This is a genomic window from Paenibacillus sp. FSL H8-0317, assembly GCF_045040685.1.
In the GTDB taxonomy this organism is placed as follows: domain Bacteria; phylum Bacillota; class Bacilli; order Paenibacillales; family Paenibacillaceae; genus Paenibacillus.
The window spans coordinates 4,698,909-4,714,808 of sequence record NZ_CP150294.1; the positions used below are offsets into that span (position 1 = coordinate 4,698,909).

16 protein-coding genes are annotated in these 15,900 nt (G+C 45.3%); 5 read left to right on the top strand and 11 right to left on the bottom strand.

The annotated features are described in order from the left end of the window. The first annotated feature begins 184 nt into the window (after positions 1 to 184). Positions 185 to 286: a stressosome-associated protein Prli42 gene (gene prli42, locus MHB43_RS21025; RefSeq protein WP_017687624.1), complete on the top strand. Its 102-nt coding sequence runs from the start codon at positions 185 to 187 to the stop codon at positions 284 to 286. A 28-nt stretch (positions 287 to 314) separates the two neighbouring features. On the opposite strand, the gene lipB is transcribed toward prli42, so the two are convergent. From lipB to lpdA, 5 genes are all read right to left on the bottom strand, one after another. Then, a complete protein-coding gene (gene lipB / locus MHB43_RS21030; RefSeq protein WP_221822097.1) occupies positions 315 to 1,022 on the bottom strand; it encodes a lipoyl(octanoyl) transferase LipB in 708 nt (235 codons plus the stop codon). Positions 1,023 to 1,133: 111 nt separating this feature from the next. Further along, positions 1,134 to 2,585 carry a dihydrolipoamide acetyltransferase family protein gene (locus tag MHB43_RS21035; RefSeq protein ID WP_221822099.1) on the bottom strand — a complete coding sequence of 484 codons (1,452 nt, stop codon included), beginning with the start codon at positions 2,583 to 2,585 and terminating at the stop codon, positions 1,134 to 1,136. A 47-nt stretch (positions 2,586 to 2,632) separates the two neighbouring features. Continuing rightward, positions 2,633 to 3,619, bottom strand: a complete 987-nt coding sequence (locus tag MHB43_RS21040; RefSeq protein ID WP_339177594.1) for an alpha-ketoacid dehydrogenase subunit beta — start codon at positions 3,617 to 3,619, stop codon at positions 2,633 to 2,635. Between the two features lie 2 nt (positions 3,620 to 3,621). Then, a complete protein-coding gene (locus MHB43_RS21045; RefSeq protein WP_017687620.1) occupies positions 3,622 to 4,650 on the bottom strand; it encodes a thiamine pyrophosphate-dependent dehydrogenase E1 component subunit alpha in 1,029 nt (342 codons plus the stop codon). A gap of 139 nt (positions 4,651 to 4,789) precedes the next feature. After that, positions 4,790 to 6,214: a dihydrolipoyl dehydrogenase gene (lpdA, locus tag MHB43_RS21050; protein WP_339304842.1), complete on the bottom strand. Its 1,425-nt coding sequence runs from the start codon at positions 6,212 to 6,214 to the stop codon at positions 4,790 to 4,792. 224 nt (positions 6,215 to 6,438) lie between these two features. On the opposite strand from lpdA, the gene MHB43_RS21055 reads away from it, so the two are divergent. Next, positions 6,439 to 6,756, top strand: a complete 318-nt coding sequence (locus tag MHB43_RS21055) for a DUF2627 domain-containing protein (protein WP_017687618.1) — start codon at positions 6,439 to 6,441, stop codon at positions 6,754 to 6,756. A gap of 63 nt (positions 6,757 to 6,819) precedes the next feature. Further along, entirely contained in the window at positions 6,820 to 7,167 is a 348-nt protein-coding gene (locus tag MHB43_RS21060) for a potassium channel family protein (protein WP_339177600.1), read from the top strand. 8 nt (positions 7,168 to 7,175) lie between these two features. On the opposite strand, the gene MHB43_RS21065 is transcribed toward MHB43_RS21060, so the two are convergent. After that, positions 7,176 to 7,388, bottom strand: a complete 213-nt coding sequence (locus tag MHB43_RS21065; RefSeq protein ID WP_237174563.1) for a hypothetical protein — start codon at positions 7,386 to 7,388, stop codon at positions 7,176 to 7,178. Between the two features lie 176 nt (positions 7,389 to 7,564). Between MHB43_RS21065 and MHB43_RS21070 the strand changes: the two genes are divergently transcribed. Then, the gene (locus MHB43_RS21070; protein ID WP_062835251.1) at positions 7,565 to 8,164 is read left to right on the top strand and encodes a thymidine kinase; all 600 of its coding nucleotides are present in this window, start codon (positions 7,565 to 7,567) and stop codon (positions 8,162 to 8,164) included. 117 nt (positions 8,165 to 8,281) lie between these two features. Here MHB43_RS21070 and MHB43_RS21075 read toward each other — a convergent pair whose 3' ends face one another. The 4 genes from MHB43_RS21075 to MHB43_RS21090 form a co-directional block, all read right to left on the bottom strand. Then, the gene (locus MHB43_RS21075) at positions 8,282 to 8,758 is read right to left on the bottom strand and encodes a hypothetical protein (protein WP_017687614.1); all 477 of its coding nucleotides are present in this window, start codon (positions 8,756 to 8,758) and stop codon (positions 8,282 to 8,284) included. A 534-nt stretch (positions 8,759 to 9,292) separates the two neighbouring features. Further along, a complete protein-coding gene (locus MHB43_RS21080) occupies positions 9,293 to 9,943 on the bottom strand; it encodes a hypothetical protein (RefSeq protein WP_339177605.1) in 651 nt (216 codons plus the stop codon). Between the two features lie 207 nt (positions 9,944 to 10,150). Continuing rightward, positions 10,151 to 11,188, bottom strand: coding sequence for an NAD(P)/FAD-dependent oxidoreductase (locus MHB43_RS21085; protein WP_017687612.1), 1,038 nt, complete (start codon positions 11,186 to 11,188; stop codon positions 10,151 to 10,153). A 157-nt stretch (positions 11,189 to 11,345) separates the two neighbouring features. Next, the gene (locus tag MHB43_RS21090) at positions 11,346 to 13,319 is read right to left on the bottom strand and encodes a helix-turn-helix domain-containing protein (protein ID WP_339177608.1); all 1,974 of its coding nucleotides are present in this window, start codon (positions 13,317 to 13,319) and stop codon (positions 11,346 to 11,348) included. A 226-nt stretch (positions 13,320 to 13,545) separates the two neighbouring features. On the opposite strand from MHB43_RS21090, the gene MHB43_RS21095 reads away from it, so the two are divergent. Further along, positions 13,546 to 14,001, top strand: a complete 456-nt coding sequence (locus MHB43_RS21095; RefSeq protein WP_405117924.1) for a hypothetical protein — start codon at positions 13,546 to 13,548, stop codon at positions 13,999 to 14,001. Positions 14,002 to 14,186: 185 nt separating this feature from the next. On the opposite strand, the gene MHB43_RS21100 is transcribed toward MHB43_RS21095, so the two are convergent. Then, positions 14,187 to 15,143 (bottom strand): GGDEF domain-containing protein, encoded by a 957-nt coding sequence (locus tag MHB43_RS21100; protein WP_339177613.1) that lies wholly within the window; start codon positions 15,141 to 15,143, stop codon positions 14,187 to 14,189. Positions 15,144 to 15,900: the final 757 nt, after the last annotated feature.

Consider the following 15,900-nt stretch of genomic DNA (forward strand, 5'->3'; position numbering starts at 1 on the left):
TTTTGATTACGAAGGATGCCTCGCGGCATCATCAGCATCGAATATGGAATTCAGCCGAAATGTCCGTTGCTCACGTAGTTTTCCCTACGCTCCGCTACTCCATTTCTAGCTTCATCCCATCTTCTTGGTACTGAAAACCAGTCTTTTTGAACACACACTTTATGTTGAAAGGAGTTCTCTCATCATGCAAAAAAAGAAATGGTTCAAAATCATCATCTATCTCATGCTGATTGCCATGATCGGGTCCACCCTTTTCATAGCTCTCGAACCGTTGCTGTTCGGATAGCACCCCCTGAAGCCTTTTGACGAACTGTTTACAGACGTTGAAGGGCTTCTTTTTCCGTGACCCAATTAATTTTATATGGAAAAATACGATTAAAGTACGGAACAATTTCCTGCGCAACCTGCTCCACTGTATAGGACTTACCCGTTATATCCTCCAGTGAGGTAACGCCATACTGCTCTATCCCACAAGGAACAATCCCCTGAAAACCTGCATGTTGAATGCCTGAGCTGATGTTAAAAGCAAACCCGTGACTGGTTACAAAACCGCGGCGGTGTTTGCAACGATTAAACTTGATGCCAATTGCAGCAATCTTCATATCGCCAATCCACACACCCGTGTAACCTTCTTTGCGTCCGGCTTCAATGCCCTGGTCTGCGAGATAATCCATAAGTACCTGCTCAAGTTTCCGTAAATAGCCGTGCAGATCCAGGTCTTCATCCCGACCAAGAATCAATAACGGGTAACCTACCAACTGGCCCGGGCCATGATAAGTAATATCACCGCCACGGTCAATTTGAAACAAGGAAATCCCTTGCTCTCGCAACTCTTCCGGACTGAGAAGTAGATGCTCCGGATGATTCTGTGAGCCGATCGTATACGTTGGGGGATGCTGTAAAAGAAGCATCTGCTCCGCTCCCTCGCCCTCGTCCAATCGCTGCACAATCGCTTTCTGGCGGTTCCAAGCCTCTTCATAATCAAGCATTGGTATGTATGCAACATCCAGCGGCTTGCTCATGATTCCCCACACCCTTCTGCTTCAGGTTCAGTGTACAATTGAGCACCTGTCCGTAGACAGCAGGAAAAGTGCACGGCCTCCGGCACATACACTTCCCCGACAACTATTTACTTAATACACCTTGGTCTCCATGGTATATCCTTCAAGGTTTTCTTTGACACGTTGCAAGAAACGTCCGCTAATTACACCATCCAGGATTCGGTGATCCAGCGACAGACACAGGTTAGCCATCGAGCGAACAGCGATCATATCATTAATAACCACAGGTTTCTTGACAATCGACTCGAATGTAAGAATCGCTGCCTGCGGGTAGTTAATAATTGGCTGGGACAGGATCGAACCAAATGAACCTGTGTTGTTCACCGTGAACGTACCACCTTGCATATGGTCCAGCTTCAACGTACCCTCACGCGTTTTGCGAGCCAGCTCATCCACTTCACGGGCCAGACCTGCGATATTTCGCTGATCGGCATGTTTGATTACGGGTGTAAGTACGGAGTCTTCGGTTCCTACCGCCATGGACAAGTTAATGTCCCGTTTGACGATAATTTTGTCCACTGCCCATACCGAGTTCATGATTGGGAAGTCTTTGATCGCATTAACGACTCCCTTCATCATGAAGGACAGGTATGTCAGGTTGATACCTTCCTTACGCTTGAACTCATCCTTGAGTTTATTGCGCAGCATCACAAGGTTTGTTACGTCCACTTCGATCATTGTCCATGCATGCGGGATTTCCGATACGCTTTGACGCATATTCCGGGCAATGGCATTACGCACAGGGGTAACATCGATGAAATACTCCGATCTTCCTTGGCCGCCACCCTCTACTTCGATCTGTGGAATTTTCGGACTTTCGGTTAAATGAATGCCTGAATGTCTCACAGGAACACCTGCATCGGACGCTGAGATCGCTTCTCCAGCGGTTAAACCCATTTCTCCATTTCCACGATTCACTCCGCTGAATGGAGAAGCAGACGGCACACCAGAAGGTGTATGCTGTACTGCTGCAGATGATGCTTGTGCAGACGCAGACGTTCCAGCCGCGTTACCTCCCTGTGCAACAAATGCCAGCACATCTTTGCGGGTAATACGACCACCGGCCCCAGTGCCTTGGATGCTTTGCAAGTTCAAGCCATGCTCTGCTGCCAAGGATTGCACTGCCGGGGAATACCGATTGCGCATCGGCTGGTTGGGGTCATGTGCTGCTGTATTTGAGGCGGCAACAGGAGTGTGGCTCGTATGTTGCTGCACTTGCTCCTGTTGCTGCGATACTTGTGTTACTTGCTCAGCCGCTTCTTCGTCCGAAGCTGCGACCTGCATGCGGCAGATTGCTTCACCAACAGCAATCGTTGTGCCCTCTTCCACCAAAAGGTCACCCATAATTCCATCCACAGTGGATGGAATCTCGGCATTAACTTTATCAGTGATTACTTCACAGATCGGCTCGTACTGTTCCACACGGTCGCCCGGTTTTTTCAACCATTTTCCTATGGTAGCCGAGACCAGCGATTCCGCCAACTGCGGCATAATGACCTCGATCCATTTCATACGTTCAGCCATTTGATTATCACTCCAAACTTTACTTTTAAACGATCCAAAAAACGAAATTAAAACTCGGCAAGTGTACGCATTGCTGCTTTGGCTTTGTCCTTGCTCAGCATGTAGAATTTCTCCAATGTTGGGCTAATTGGCATGGCCGGCACGTCAGGTCCGCAGAGACGCTGAATCGGTGCATCCAGATCAAATAGACATTCCTCACTAATAATAGCGGCAACTTCGGCACCTACACCACCGGTTTTGTTATCTTCGTGTACAATCAGCACCTTACCTGTCAGACGAGCGGAAGCAATAATCGCTTCACGATCCAACGGTTGCAATGTGCGAAGATCCAGAACGTGTGCGGTAATGCCTTCTTCACGCTCCAGCTCCTCAGCAGCCTGCATGACAAAATGTAACGGCTGACTGTAACCGATCACCGTAATATCCGCACCCTCACGAAGTACGTTGGCTTTACCAATCGGAACGATGTAATCATCTTCAGGCACATCTTCCTTGATAAGTTTGTAGCATTTTTTATTTTCAAAAAAGAGTACCGGGTCCGGGTCGCGAATAGCGGCCTTGAGCAGTCCCTTAGCATCGTATGCCGAGTAGGGAGCTATAATTTTCAGACCAGGTGTACCAAAGAAAATCGACTCCGGACATTGGGAGTGATACAACCCACCGAAGATCCCGCCACCAATCGGCGCGCGTATAACAATCGGACAGCTCCAGTCATTGTTGGAACGATAGCGGATCTTGGCCGCTTCACTAATGATCTGGTTGGTTGCCGGCAGCATGAAGTCCGAATATTGCATCTCGGCAATCGGCTTCATGCCATACATTGCTGCACCAATGGCAACCCCAGCAATAGCGGATTCAGACAATGGTGTGTCCATCACTCGCATTTCGCCAAACTGATCTTGCAGCCCTTTAGTTGTGGTAAACACACCACCTTTGAGACCTACGTCTTCACCAAGGATAAAAACATTCTCATCCCGTTCCATCTCTTCTTTCATCGCGAGACGGATTGCATCAATATATTCCATTACTGCCATACTTACCGTCCCCCTTCTTCGCTGTCCGCATAAACGTGCGTAAGAGTGTCCTCAGGTTTAGGATATGGCGCGTTGTCTGCATATTCAGTTGCTTCTTTCATTTCCAGCGCAAGCTGGGAAGCCAGGTCCGCATCCCGGGCTTCGTCCCAGATGCCGCAATCGATCAAGTAGTTCTTCATCCGAGGAACGCCATCTTTCTTCCAGTTCTCCTCAACTTCCTCTTTGGTCCGGTAAGCCAGATCATTGTCGGAGGTGGAATGAGGTGACAACCGATACATCATCGCTTCAATCAGTGTCGGGCCTTCCCCGGCTATGGCACGGCGACGCGCTTCCTTCACTGCGGCATATACTTCTAATGCATCGTTACCATCTACACGCAGTCCGGGGAACCCGTATCCTTGTGCTCGATCGGATATTTTGCCGCTCAACTGTTTGTGAATCGGTACCGAAATTGCATATTGATTGTTCTCACACATAATAATGACAGGCAATTTATGCACACCTGCAAAGTTGGCGCCCTCATGGAAGTCACCCTGATTGCTTGATCCTTCGCCAAAGGTAACAAAAGAGACAAATTCTTGCTTCTTCATTTTGGCAGCCAGTGCAAATCCAACAGCGTGCGGAACCTGTGTTGTAACCGGGCTGGAACCCGTCACAATCCGCAGCTTTTTGTGACCGAAGTGACCCGGCATTTGCCGACCGCCACTATTCGGATCTTCTGCCTTCGCAAAAGCAGACAGCATCAACTCACGCGGAGTCATGCCTACCGCCAGTACAAAGCCGTAATCGCGGTAATAAGGTAAATAATAATCGTGATCCCGATCCAGACCAAAAGCAGCGCCTACTTGCGCAGCTTCCTGTCCTACACCGGATACGTGAAAGTTAATTTTGCCAGCCCGTTGCAAGAGCAAGCAACGCTCGTCAAACTTGCGCGCGAGCAGCATGTATTTGTACATATCCAATACTTCACCATCGCTAAGTCCCAGCTGTTGATGCCGGTGGACCGCGTCTGCAGTACCTTGTGAACTCATATGAGGTACCTCCTTTTAATCAGAGCCTGTGCCATACTTACTACCCGATCTTATAACCTGGTACTAAGACTTGGCTTAACCTTATTATAATCCCTTTTACCCAAAAAAGGAAAGGACCTTTCTCATAAGCTTGTTTGGATTACATCCCAATGGCCTTTCCATCGACCGCCAACATGGCTTCACCCATGATTTCCGACAGAGAAGGGTGCGGATGAATGGTTTGTCCGACTTCCCAAGGTGTGGCATCCAGCATCTGAGCCAGAGAAGCCTCAGCAATTAATTCCGTTACATGGGTGCCAATCATATGTACCCCCAATATATCATTCGTCTTGGCATCTGCAATCACCTTCACGAATCCATCCCGACTTCCGTGAATAAGTGATTTGCCAATGGCCGAAAATGGGAACTTCCCTGTTTTAATGTCATAGCCACGTTCTTTGGCTTCACGCTCGGTGAATCCGATGCTTGCTGCTTCCGGACGTGTGTACACACAGCGCGGGATACGGTGGGATTCTACAGCATGTATCGTTTCGCCCGCCAGATGATCAACAGCGAGAATGCCTTCATGACTTGCGGCATGTGCAAGCTGCAAACCGCCGATACAGTCACCAATGGCGTAGATGTGTCCTTCACCGGTCTGTAACTGTTTGTTCACAGCGATGAACCCACGCTCCAGTTTGATATCTGTATTTTCGAGTCCGATATTTTCGACATTAGCCTGACGTCCAACCGACACGAGCATTTTCTCCGCTCTCAGCGTTTCCTGCTTATCTTCACCAAGCTGCACATCAATCTGGATGCCCTCTTGATCCGTGTTATATGTTTCCGTTAGAACAGTGGCACCTGTCAGGAAACGAACACCTCGTTTGCCGAGCAATCGCTGCATTTCTCTGGCAACATCCTCATCCTCGGCAGGCAACACGTGAGCAGCTGCTTCTACTACTATGATGTCTACGCCAAAGTCATTCAGCATGGATGCCCACTCCAGTCCAATCACACCCCCACCGACAATGATGAGTGATGCAGGAAGTTCATCCATACGCAGGGCTTCGTCGCTGCTCATTATGAATTTGCCGTCCGGTTCCAGGCCCGGCAACACACGAGGACGCGAACCAGTAGCAATGATGAGATTGGTTGGAACTACCGTATCCATCTCTCCATCTTCAAACTCTACAGCGACCGCTCCGCTCTGCGGGGAGAAGATGGAAGGTCCGATGACGCGACCTTTCGCGTGTACAACTTGGATCTTATTTTTTTTCATCAAATATTGAACGCCTTGATGGAGCTGTTCGACAATTGCATCCTTGCGCGCCTGTACTTTGGGAAATACAAGTGTGGCTCCAGCGGTCTCGATACCATACGTCTCGCTCTCCTGGATCTCGGCGTATACTTCAGCACTTTTCAGCAAAGCTTTACTCGGAATACAGCCACGATGCAGACAGGTTCCGCCAAGCTTGTCCTTCTCAATGATAACGACCTGTTTTCCCAGCTGTGCAGCCCGGATCGCGGCTACATATCCACCGGTTCCTCCTCCAAGAATTGCAACATCACATGTAATTGGCATCTCTCATGCTCTCCTCTATGAATCAAATTTCAATATAATTTATGATGGCTTAAATCATGGTTTAGCTTATACCCTCTATATGCCATTGTACTCTCCTTGAGCGGTCAACTCAAAGTTTGAAGCAATCACACATGGACAGCCTATGCATTCCAAGCTATGATGGAATCAGGTATGATCTGTAAGCGTAACCTTTATTTAATGTCGACTTTGGCAGAAAGGGTATAATGCTCATGAATACAAGATTGGTCTTTGCGCGATTTTTGGCAATTGTTGTTCTGGTCATCCCCGGGTTAATGGCAATGAAGGGTTTTCTGATGATGAAAGATGCCCTGTTCCTATATTATGCCGAGCACGGGAACGAACTGATTTCACCAGGGTTCCAGTGGCTTTCCTTTGGCGGTGGACTTGTCCTTTTTGCCGCAGGTATGAGTTTTCTGGGAGGCTGGATCCTGTTCCGTGACCGCAAGCGTAATTATGTAGGTCCCCGTTTCCGGTCCAAAAGTGTACCCGAAAAAGCAGAGACGCCCGGAAGGACTCCATGAGTCCGGGCTTTTTGTGTGTTTATACAACACACCGCCTACTTTACATAGACAGGATGGATCATCATGGTATCATTTCTAATCACGTTACAACGATTGCTCAAAGGCATTTTCCATGCGTTCAAAGACCCCAAGTTTCTGGCTCTGTTCGCGTTAACGGCAGCAACGTTGCTGTCAGGCACTTTATTTTACACTCGTGTTGAAGGTCTGCACTGGATCGATGCGTTATACTTCTGTGCAGTTACCCTGACTACGGTGGGACATCCTGAATTTGTGCCATCCACCGGATTCGGCAAAGCCTTTACCGTGATTTACATGTTTGCCGGCATTGGGCTTACCTTTGCCATGATTGCCAGAATTACAGCAGGTATTCTATTCCCTCGCAAATTAAAGACAGAAGAGGACCCGGAGTAATCTCCGGGTCATTCGTATAAGGCATCCCGCAGTTTGGTAGACATACGTGATTCTTTGGAAGAAGATTTCAAGATCGTTCTACGCAAGGTCAAGTTACTTGCCCGCAGTCTCTCCGCTTCTGCGAACAGTTCTGCAAATAATGCCTGCGCCGCTTCATCCAGAGATCCCTGTTCTTTCAGACTTTCATATTGCACTTGCAGGGATGTTAATGCTTCACTCATACTAAACACCTCTTTTCACAACTCCTGTTAATTAGCTGCCGTAACCAATACCTTAACAATCCATATAGTAACACAAAGCTGCGCAGATTAGTTCTGGCTCTTTCCAAAGATTTTGTGGTACTCTGTAAAGGTCGCTTTTTTTGTTGAATCCCGTATGTGAGAGGAGTAGCAGCACCGTGCAAACAGGACGTATTACCGTAATTACTGGACCCATGTTCAGTGAAAAATCCGGTGAACTCATTCGCCGTTGTCAGAAATTAATACAATTTGGCCGTAAAAAGGTTGTGGCCTACAAACCAGCCGAGGATGATCGGTTTGCCCAGGACGAGATCGTAAGCCGAATTGGTTATCGACTCCCTGCCCATTCCATTCCCCGGCAATTAACCCCGGAATCCGTAGAAATGATCTTGAACCAAACCATAGATGCTGATGTTGTTGCATTTGATGAAGTACAATTTTTCAGCAGTGCCATTATGGAACTTGTCTCGGAGTTAGCGTATTGTGGCAAACATGTCATTGTGGACGGACTTAATATGGATTACCGTGGTAAGGAATTTGGATATGTCGGCGGTTTGCTTGCCATGGCAGATGACATTGAGAAACTCTCGGCTTTCTGTGCGGTATGTGGCAGCCCGGATGCAGCCTTTACGCAACGTATCGTCAATGGGGAGCCCGTTACCTTGGGTCCGGTTGTCATGATTGGCGATTCAGAAGCTTACGAGCCACGCTGTCGTTGCTGCTTCATTCCTCCTCACAAAGTTGAATGCTCATCGTAATTCCTAAAAGATCTTAGATATCTTCCAAAAAGGCCCCTTGGGGCTTTTTTTGTTATAGAGCAAACATTCGCACAAAAAAGCACCGCTTCGCAGCGATGCTTCCAGAGTCACTTCCCGCTAGTCCCGGGAAACAAAATATTTGTTGGTCATGTAGTAAGCGTCACCACGCGACGTTTCCACCATTCCTTTTTTGGCATCCAAAAATACAATCTCTTTACACTTTGTACAGTACCATTTTGTGCGCTTGTATGGGGATTCCGTCACATAAGCCGTGCCACATTTACAATCAATCTTCATTAATAACTCGGTTGATTTATAAGCACTGGACAAGCGTTCCAGGTTATCCTGCTGCTGTGTAGGCATAATGGTCTGCTGATAATCCGATAAATGATTTTGAACCTTGAAGTCTGCTACCAATCCTGCATTCAATCCAAAAAACTCCTTGCCGATTTCGGTCACGAAGCGCTTCTCATTTCTGTAGCAATCCAGCCACTCAATAATCTGCTTATTAGACAGTGGAACCGTACCCTTGATACCGCTGTTTAAGGTGTAGGTCATGATGTATAAAGTATCGTCTTGTCTACCTGAGTACATTAGAATCCTCCTTCGAATACATTTGCTAATGTACTACAAAAACGCGCATAAATCAAAAAATTCTTATTTCCTGAGCGCATCTCTTCTTATTAAATGGGAAACATTCCACGTTCATCCGCCAAAGACTTACAAGAACTGCATACACCTGAAACATTTCCCTGTGGTGCCGCATAATGCACGACCGATTTAACGTTTTTCTTGCATATGGAACAGTAGTGCCTCCTTTCCTTTTTTGGGATATAGTCCGATAGCTTAACCACGTTTTTGTTCGGTCGGAATCGTTGTAAGAAGCCCGGCCATTTCATCTCGCTTCACTCTTTCTTGTTCGTCTACTTCGTAGTCATTTTTTTGCTGTGGGCTAAAAATTATCTCGCCTTTTTTTATGTATACGATTCCAAGTTGTGCGTGCCTATCTCATAATCTATTCGACGTTTTGAGCGTTTTTCCTGTTTTTAATCTCTACACGTATAAAAAAAACCGACAGAACCTGCTCTCCTTATTTTCGGAAGAACAGTATTTTAGTCGGTTCCAGCCTTATTTATAAAAAGTTCCCAGAACGTCCAGCTCTGATGAGCGCTCTATTCGAAATGGATAGATATAACCCTGATTCATTCGGGTAAATTTGCGACTCCACAGATCCAGTCCCGATGTGAACTGATAGGCCTGATATATAAACTTGGAGCAGTAATTACGCTCAATACTGCGCAGATTGGTCTGCAAACGGTAGAATTTTACCTGCTTGTAATGGTCATGTACCCACCCGGCTGCTTTCATTCCTGCCTCATTCAATCTGGAGCGGAATACAATGAAACGATCTCCTTCATAAAACCGCGTGAGATACCACTCTAATGAATCAGCAAAAACAGGCCCATAAGGGTGCACATGATACACCTTGCCGTCGAGACCGATAATGCCCATATGCCCGGCATAATATGTCGATTCCGAGCTTGGCGTGTACACAATATCCCCTGGCTCTAGCTTCATTTCGCCCAACACGTTAATTGGCAAGTCCTGATGAAGCCGTTTGGATGCTGAACGTTCACGCCGCCCTTCAACCAACAAGCGATGAAGGGCACCAGCAAGTGCGAGATATATTTCAGACCATTTGATCTTTTTTTTATCAGATCGTTTGAACCATCGCTGGATGAAGGCGAAACCTCGTTGTGGCTGTGATCCCTTTTTCATACGCTGCACTCCACTCTGATCTAGTTATCAATAACTTGTTGTTATTCTACAGTTTCTCAGGCTTATTATAGACATTTGGTAGTGTATATTCAATTCGGCAACCATTGTATCTGTTGAAATTATGCCTTCTTATTACCCATTTTATGCAAAAAAAGATGACTTCGGGATTAACCCGAAGTCATCTTACTCGTATCCAAATGTATACATTTATTCTTCTACAACACCAAGAGCTTTATTTTTCTCCTTAAAGCGGCTGTTATGGGAAGAAACATAAGCCACTTTCTCCGCTTCAGGGTCCATGTAAAGCTTCGCACTGTTTACCGCTAGGGCTGCATCAGTGAAAGTACCCGCAATCAGGTACAGTTTGCTACCATAATCTACAAAATCACCTGCGGCAAAAACACCAGGAATATTGGTTTGTAATCTCTCCGTTGTAGTGACATGCCATTCGCCAAGATCAAGTCCCCAATCCCGGATTGGACCAAAGTCACTCTTCATGCCGTGGTTTACAATGACAGCATCGACTTCAAGCAGTTCAGTTTCACCTGTGTCCACGTGTGAGATGGTCACCTGTTCAATCACATCACCACTCATACTATGTAGTGTCTCTACCGCGTAAGGTGTACGGACATCTACAGAGGATTCTCTCATACGCAGTACATTACGCTCCAACCCGCCAAAACGGTCACGACGATGCACAACCGTAACTTGCTCTGCCAGGGCTTCCAGTTCATTCGCCCAGTCCACAGCAGAGTCGCCTCCACCTGAAATCAGCACACGTTTACCACGGAATGGCTCCAGTTCCTGCACGGTATAGTGCAGATTGCTAACTTCGTAACGGTCTGCACCTTCAAGCTCCAACTTGGCCATTTTATATATGCCATATCCGATTGCCATAATGACGGTCCGTGTCCAGTGTTGCTCACCTGTTGCAGAAGTTAACAGAATTGTGCCATCAGGTTGACGCTCGAATCCTTCGATCTGTTGTTCAAATACGAGGGTTGGCTCAAAAGTTCTTGCCTGTTCTTCCAATTGTTTGATCAGATCTTCACACAGAATTGGCGTCACACCCCCGACATCCCAGATCATTTTCTCCGGATAAAAGAGCATGCGACCGCCCAATCTGTCACGTGCCTCAATCAACTTGGTCTTCATATCCCGCATGCCGCTATAAAAGGCAGAGTACATGCCCGCAGGGCCACCGCCGATAATGGTTACATCATAAAGTTCCAACTGCTGATTCATATTAAAAATACCTCCGTTAATTCGATCCAGAACATCGAGTATTTGATATCGATTCTCATTATCACTTAAATCCTAGTGTAATGGTAATCTTATCAAAATACAATGGCTAAAAAACAAACATTTCTTGTACAAAAATTCTATGAACACATTCTCTTTACTATTGCGCTCTTGGAGCCGCCAACAGCTTTTCAACGACAAAATCAAGTTGTTTATTAATTGAATAGATATCCGAATAATAGAAGAAATCGAAATCAATCTCAATCAGACGACCTTCCTTGATGGCAGGGATACTGCTCCATATTGGATTATCCGTCAAATTATCTGCCCCTTCATATACCGAGCGAAACACATAGTCTCCGATATATTCAGGAAGGACTTCCATGGAGATCGTGGAGCCTGCCGCGTCCGAAACCACGTCGATTTTTTTCTGTACGACTTCAGGTGCTTTCATTCCCAAGTACTCATATACCGCCTGAGATCCACGGCCAAATTGTTTGCTCTCTACAATAACCATACCTTTCAAACCGCCCTCCACAATGGAGATTGTTTTGTCCAGTATGCCTGCATCTGCAAGAGTTTTCTTACTCTCTTCAACTTTGTTATTGAGATTGGTGATTAACGTCTCGGCTTCCTGCTCTTTGCCAAAGATACTTGCTATATCATGAAGTCTCTCTTCTGTAGTCAATTTCTCATACGGAATATATACCGTAGGTGCAATATCTTTTAATAACGTATACGTCTCTTCTGAAGGAACAATGATCAGATCCGGATCAAGATCAATGACAGCTTCAGGATTCGGTTCAAACCAGGTACCCAATGCATTTACACCCTCTAGCTCACTCTTGTATGCAGCTCCGTCATATACATCTGAGGTAGCGATTGGCTTAACTCCAAGTGCGACGACATCCCCCTGGAGATACAATACAACAACCCGTTTTGGATTCGCTGGAACAACTACGTCACCCTTAACCGTCGAGACCGTGCGTGTTTCATTGTCTTTGTTCGTCTGGCTTCCTGTGTCTGATGATACTGCCGTACTGCTGTTATTGGAACTGGCACCCGTTCCTTCGCCAGCTGCTGGTGTTGTCGCTGTACCTGAAGAGCAGGCTGCGAGGAGCATCGTTATGCTCAATAATGCAACCATAATCATACTGGAACTTGTTTTTCTTCTTTTCATTGGTGTAGACCCTCCGTCTATATATTGATAATGATTCTCATAATCAATATATCCCGACTTCCATCTTCGGCCAATGGACGATTCAGAGATTACCAATGGACGATCCTCTGCTCTCGCTTCTTCTCTTATCTTTTGTTGATACTGAATCGGAGAGATCCCCACATGTTTTTTGAAGATACGACTAAAATAGTACACATCCGAATAACCCACTTCTGCTGCAATTTCACTCAGCGTTGCATCAGATCGTACAAGCAAATTCCGAGCCTTGGCGATTCGAGTCTGAATTAAATAATCAATGGGACTGTAACCCGTCTGTCGTTTGAATTGCATAGATAAATGTCGGGAGCTGTAGTTGAATTGTTCAGCAAGGAAATCAAGCGTGACCTGTTCTCTATAGTGCTTCTGTATATAACGAAGTGTTTGTTTCACCGGGTCAGCAAACTCTGTTTTGATCTCCTGATCTGCCAACTGAACCATCATTTCATGAATGAATTGGTAAAATAAACTTTTTGTATGAAGCAGATCCAGACTGCCAGAGTGAATCCATGCACCCTCAAGCTCATCAAGGTAACGTAACAACCCCAGCGGACTACTTGGCGTAAATCCATATTGCAAAGAGAACGGTGCAACTTCCGGCTTTGCCAATAACCACTTTTTACGATAACTGGGAAAGGCAAGGAATGCTCTGTAATAGAGCAGAATATATTCGAAATCTTCGTTGGTTTGGATATCCAGTGAAGATCCTTTGGCCCCATGAAGCATGTAGAACCGCTCTGCCTTGTATGTTTGTCCATTCAACTTAAGCACAGCCGATCCTCGTATTGTATATATAAAACCATTGGCCGGAAGTGTGTAGGAACTCAGTTGTGCCCCTGCCTCCATAACGATTCGGCGTATATCCAGAACCTTAATAGCGGCATGATTCCAGCATTTCATCTGTTCATCTAATTGCATTGAATACTCTCCAATCCCAGCCTCACCCGGAACAAAGGCCTTACAAGGTCATCATTCCGCCACACATCCGATAACATATGCGTAGCAGAGGTTCCTAATATACCTTTATTATAAATGATAATAATTTTCATTATCAACTGAAATTTAGAGTGGAATTGTATTTCATCTCGACAATTCCTTGTTACGCTTATTTTGATTCAGAGATCTCCGTAAACCACGCTGCCAATTGAGTAAGTTGGTCGGTTTGCGGGATCGCATGCAGGGCTCCATTCAGACCACCGAAGGAGAAACCCGCTTCGACCGACTTGTTCTGGAGATCAATCATCCCGCAAATGATCTCGATCTTGGCAAATCAATGATGCTGGAAAATTCAGAACGCACCGTCTTTCAGGCAAGGCGAGAGACCGTCCAGGACATCAACTCCCAATTAAACAAGGTCAATCAGAAGATTGGGGAATTGGTAGAAGAGATCCATCAATCCGCGCCTAAAGAATCGGTCCAACCTCCCATCTCTGCAGCACCTGGGGAAGAAGATCAGGAGATTATTAACGAAAAGAAAACGGGAAGTAAAGAGCACCCATCAGATGGCGGAACCACAGATCAGGAATCAGGAAATGGTCCACAAACTACGGCTTCTGCATCTCCTGCTGCTTCATATCCATCCGTCGATATTCGAATCTGAGTACCCTTTGTTCAAACATACTTATATGTATACATAATGAGGTTGACGTGTTTTCGCAACAAAACAATCGACTCGCATCACATAATAGATAAACCGCTATTACAGGTGACTAACTCCTGATAAATAGCGGTTTTTCTTGTATCTTTAACGTTTGTAGCTGTAGTTACTATGAGTATTTCTTATCTTTAACACGGAGTACCAGTTGTATCATTTGCACAAATGATACTGCCAGCAATCGCTTTACAACCTTTTTTGATGCGTGTGGCCTCATCAATAATCTGATCTATGTTTTCATATTTTCGCTTGTTATTGGTTACAACGGCGATGGATACCGACACAAGAGGAATGGGCCGATTTAGCCCGGAACGTCCTTCCCCCAGAACATATTGATGATGCCAATCATGTTCGTTATAAAACGTCTTTTTCATTTCCTCAAAATCTGAGATGACTTCCTCACTAATATGTTTGTAATCATGGTGATTCAGGATCGTAATAAAATCATCCCCACCAATATGTCCAAGAAAAGCTTCAGGGGGAACAAATAACTTGCGAAGCAAGTTAGCTGTCGCCTGAATAAGCTGATCCCCCATTTTGAAGCCGTAGCTATCATTGTAGGATTTGAATTGATCGAGATCAACGTACAATACGCTAAAATGGTCCATCTGAAGAGCCTGAGACAGCCTTTCATCTATGATATGATTACCTGGAAGACCAGTCAGCGGGTTCATAAAAATCGCCATTTCAGCCCGTACATCAGCAACAGCGAGTAGCAAACGTCGAATACTCACAGCTCCAAAGAAACTTTCCCCTGACGTGACCAACACAAGATCATATATCTCCCCTTCATCTCGGTCCATGGCTAGAACACTGACATCTGTAATCTGTTCCGAATAATCCACGACCAGTGCCTGCGTGTTCATCACCAGTTCTACAGGACGTCCCATATACAGATTATAGCCGTACTGGGTGCCTATCTGCTGAAAGAATTGGGGCCGCATCATTAATGACACACCCTTCTCTCCCATAACAGCTATACCTTCCAGACTAGGATTGGACTTGAAAAGATGATAGACGATATCACATTTTGTATCAGATTGTACTACAGGAATTGGTTCAGCAATCTGGCCTATTTGCGTAAACATACTATTCTACTCCTCTGTTCGTAGCATCTAATCCAACTTTTTAAATATATATGTAGGTCTTTGTCAATGGTCACATCGTACCACTTTTTACTTGAAAAAGCGTTAACTGAGGGTAAAAGTTTATGAAAGATAATTTTTATCCCCATGATCTGTGTTATTTCGTTATGCAAAAATACCGTCAATTATTGGATATCTTCAATCCAATAAAATGACGGTATTCGTTGGCATTGTAGTTGCTCCGTGCTGCGTCATAATTGATATATTCCCACTGGTATCAAAAGCCTTTACTCCAAGAGAACAGCTCGTACCAGGATTCAGTCCTGTAAATGTATATCCACACTTGAACAATACATCTCCTTGTATTATATTCACATAATTGATTGTCTTTTCTTCATCTATCCAATCGATACGTACAGAATCCTTTTCATCTATGTAGGTATAATTTTTGTAACGCTACCATTCGGGCAAGCAATAAGACTATTATGTTTCTCTTCGTGGATCTCAGTACTCCCATGATTTCTGGAGTACCCATTAAGCTTTCTTTCCCTATAATCAAAATAGAATACTCTTTGTTATCAAACCTTTTTCCATTTGATAGATTTCCTTTTATCATGCCCCTTGTTATTCCTAAACCAGTAACTTCATTTATCCTTTAAATCGCATTCTTACCACTAGGACACTCCAACAGACTCAGTTTTTCGGATTCCCTTAATGCAACGATCGTTACACATACAATAGACGAACGATCTCTCATTCT